At 72.7% G+C, this 3225-nt stretch carries 3 protein-coding genes and 1 tRNA gene; 1 reads left to right on the top strand and 3 read right to left on the bottom strand.

The window, feature by feature from the left end; translation table 11 throughout:
* The coding region (locus JNW98_RS34490; RefSeq protein WP_223772228.1) for a catalase at positions 1-1075 on the bottom strand (1075 nt) is incomplete at its 3' end.
* A gap of 197 nt (positions 1076-1272) precedes the next feature.
* On the opposite strand from JNW98_RS34490, the gene JNW98_RS34485 reads away from it, so the two are divergent.
* Positions 1273-1689, top strand: coding sequence for a Fur family transcriptional regulator (locus JNW98_RS34485; protein WP_223772227.1), 417 nt, complete (start codon positions 1273-1275; stop codon positions 1687-1689).
* 105 nt (positions 1690-1794) lie between these two features.
* Here the strand turns inward: JNW98_RS34485 and JNW98_RS34480 are convergent.
* A tRNA-Met gene (locus JNW98_RS34480) sits at positions 1795-1868 on the bottom strand.
* A 100-nt stretch (positions 1869-1968) separates the two neighbouring features.
* A partial coding sequence (locus tag JNW98_RS34475) for a tetratricopeptide repeat protein (protein WP_223772226.1) occupies positions 1969-3225 on the bottom strand: 1257 nt, incomplete at its 5' end.

Raw genomic sequence — 3225 nt, 5'->3', positions numbered from 1 at the left:
GCGGACGGTTCACCGGCAGCTGGTCGGCGTTGATGCCGACGCGGTAGCGGTGGGCGTCGGCGTAGGCGAACAGCCGGCCCTGGAGCATCTTGTCGGGGGACGGGCCGATGCCGGGCACGAAATGCGAGGGCGAGAAGGCGGACTGCTCGACCTCGGCGAAGACGTTGTCCGGGTTGCGGTTGAGCTCCAGCTTGCCGATCTCGTGCAGCGGGTAGTCCGCGTGCGGCCAGACCTTGGTCAGGTCGAACGGGTTGAAGCGGTAGGCCGCCGCCTCGTCCGCCGGCATGATCTGGACGGATACCGTCCAGGTCGGGAAGTCGCCGCGCTCGATGGACTCGCGCAGATCGCGCTGGTGGGAGTCGGGGTCCTCACCGGCGATCCGGTTGGCCTCCTCCTGCGTGAGGTTCTTGATCCCCTGGTCGGTCTTGAAGTGGTACTTGACCCAGAAGACCTCGCCGGCCTCGTTGTTCCACTGGTAGGTGTGCGAGCCGAAGCCGTCCATGTGGCGGTACGAGGCGGGGATGCCGCGGTCGCCGAACAGCCAGGTCACCTGGTGGGTGGCCTCGGGCGACAGGCCCCAGAAGTCCCAGACGTTGTCCGCCTCCTGCGAGCCGGTGTACGGGTCGCGCTTCTGGGTGTGGATGAAGTCGGGGAACTTGATGGCGTCCCGGATGAAGAAGACGGGAGTGTTGTTGCCGACGAGGTCGTAGTTGCCCTCTTCGGTGTAGAACTTCAGTGCGAAGCCGCGGGGGTCGCGCACCGCGTCCGCCGAGCCGAGGCTGCCGGCGACGGTGGAGAAGCGGAGGAACGTTTCCGTCTGCTTGCCGACCTGGGACAGGAACTTCGCCCGGGTCCACCGGGTGACGTCCTGGGTCACGGTGAAGGTGCCGTAGGCGCCGGCGCCGCGGGCGTGCACCACGCGCTCCGGGATCCGCTCGCGGTTGAAGTGCGCGAGCTTCTCCAGCAGCAGCTGGTCCTGCACCAGGACGGGGCCACCGATGCCCGCGGTCTCGCTGTTCTGGTTGTCCGCGACCGGAGCTCCGGACTCCGTGGTCAGCGGGCCCGTTGTGGTCATGGCCTCGTCCTGAACCGTCACGTACGCCTCCGTCTTCTCGGTCCTGCCCGCCCGGCCGGTCCTCTTCGGCCCTGCGGCGAGATCGATCCTTACATTGGACTTTGTCTAAGTCAAGATGGAGCTGACATAAAAACCGGATCCAGTGGTAGACGCCTGCCGCTGCTAGGCTGGTCCTATCTGACTGATGGGTGAATGGCATGAGTGACCTGCTGGAACGGCTCCGGGGACGCGGCTGGCGGCTGACCGCGCAGCGGCGCGTCGTCGCCGAGGTGCTCGACGGGGACCATGTGCACTACACCGCCGACGAAGTGCACGCGAAGGCGACCGAACGGCTCCCGGAGATCTCCCGGGCGACGGTCTACAACACGCTCGGCGAACTGGTGTCCCTCGGCGAGATCATCGAAGTGAGCACCGACGGCCGGGCGAAACGCTACGACCCGAACGCGCACCACGCGCACCAGCACCTGGTGTGCTCGCGCTGCGGCACCATCCGCGACGTGCACCCCGCCGGGGACCTCCTGGCCGGGCTGCCGGCCGAGGAGCGCTTCGGGTTCCAGGTGTCCGCGGTCGAGGTGACGTACCGGGGGCTGTGCCCGGGCTGCTCGGGGGCGTGACGGACGACGGGCGCCGGGGGGGCGTTCGTTCCGGGCCGGTTCGGGCTCTCCGTGCGGGCACAGCACGAAGGCCCGGATCCTGGGGATCCGGGCCTTCGTCCAGAGTAGCGGGGACAGGATTTGAACCTGCGACCTCTGGGTTATGAGCCCAGCGAGCTACCGAGCTGCTCCACCCCGCGTCGTTGAACCAACTGTAACCCGGTCAAGGCGTTCCGTGCAAACGGGTGATCCCGAGCAGCCGCTCGCCCCAGTGCGCGCTCCGGCCCGCCGGGGCGGCGGTCACGCCGACAGCTCCTGCTGGAGGGCGTCCCGCAGCCGCGCCGCCCGCTCGGCCACCTCGGCCGGGCCGTACTCGACCGCCTGCGCGCACCAGAGCTGCGCCTCCGTCAGGTCGCCGTGCCGGGCGGCCAGCAGGGCCAGCCGGAGGGCCGCGCGGCCGTGCCCGGCCTCGGCGGCCCGCGTCCACCACAGCGCCGCCTCCGGCTCGCTGCCCTCGCGGGCCAGCAGCAGGCCGAGGTTGAACGCGCCGTTGCGGCTGCCCGCCTCCGCCGCCTCGCGGTACCAGCGGGCGGCCCGGACGACGTCGCCGCGGGCCGCCACGATCATCCCGAGCCGCACCTGGGCCCGCCGGTGCCCCTGGCGGGCGGCGCGGTCGTACCACTCCTCGCACTCGGCCGCGGCCCCCTCGCCGCGGTCCTCCCGGTCCAGCAGGCTCGCGAGCCGGAACGCCGCCTCGGCGCTGCCGCCGCGGGCCGCGACCCGCAGGTGGCGCTCGGCCTCCTCGGCGCCCTCCTGGCCGCCGTCCCGCAGCATCGCCATGGCGACCTGGAGGGCGGCCTCCGTGTGACCGGCCGCGGCGGCGCGCTCGTACCAGCGCAGCGCCTCCCGCTCGTCGTGCCGTCCGGCGTAGAGGATGCCCAGGTTGAACGCCGCGTCGACGCTGCCGGCCTCGGCCGCCTTGGAGAACCACGGCTCGGCGCCCGCCGGGTCGCCGGCCTGGAGCAGGAGGACGGCCAGGGCGTTGGCGGCCTCCCGGTGGCCCGCGTAGGCGGCGCGCCGGTACCACTGCTCGGCCTGGGCGGAGCGGCCCTGCTCGGCGCAGAGCAGGGCGAGGTTGTACGCGCCGTTGACGTCGCCCGCGTCCAGGGCGGCGCGGTACCAGCGCTCGGCCTGCTGGGACTCGCCGCGGTCGGCGTGCAGGGCGCCCAGGGCGTTGGCCGCGTTGCCGTCGCCGTCCTGGGCGGCCCGGCGCCACCAGACGGCGGCGCTGTCGTTGTCGCCGGCGTCGCGGAGCAGGAAGCCGAGGGCGCAGGCGGCGCGGGACTCGCCGTCCTTGGCGGAGGTCAGGTACCAACGGGCGGCCTCTTGGATCTCGCCGCGCGCCTCCAGCAGGGTGCCCAGGTGCAGGGCGGCGCGGCGGTGGCCGCGGGCGGCGGCCTGGCGGTACCACTGCTCGGCCTCGGCGGCGGGCCCGCGCTCCTTGCCGACCGCCGCGGCGGCGCGCAGGTCGCGCACGGAGGTGTCCCCGCCGCCGAC

Origin of the sequence: Streptomyces huiliensis, assembly GCF_020037025.1 — a bacterium.
GTDB lineage: Bacteria > Actinomycetota > Actinomycetes > Streptomycetales > Streptomycetaceae > Streptomyces > Streptomyces huiliensis.
The sequence above is the reverse complement of the archived record's forward strand: the minus strand, read 5'-3'. Positions and strand labels throughout refer to the sequence as shown.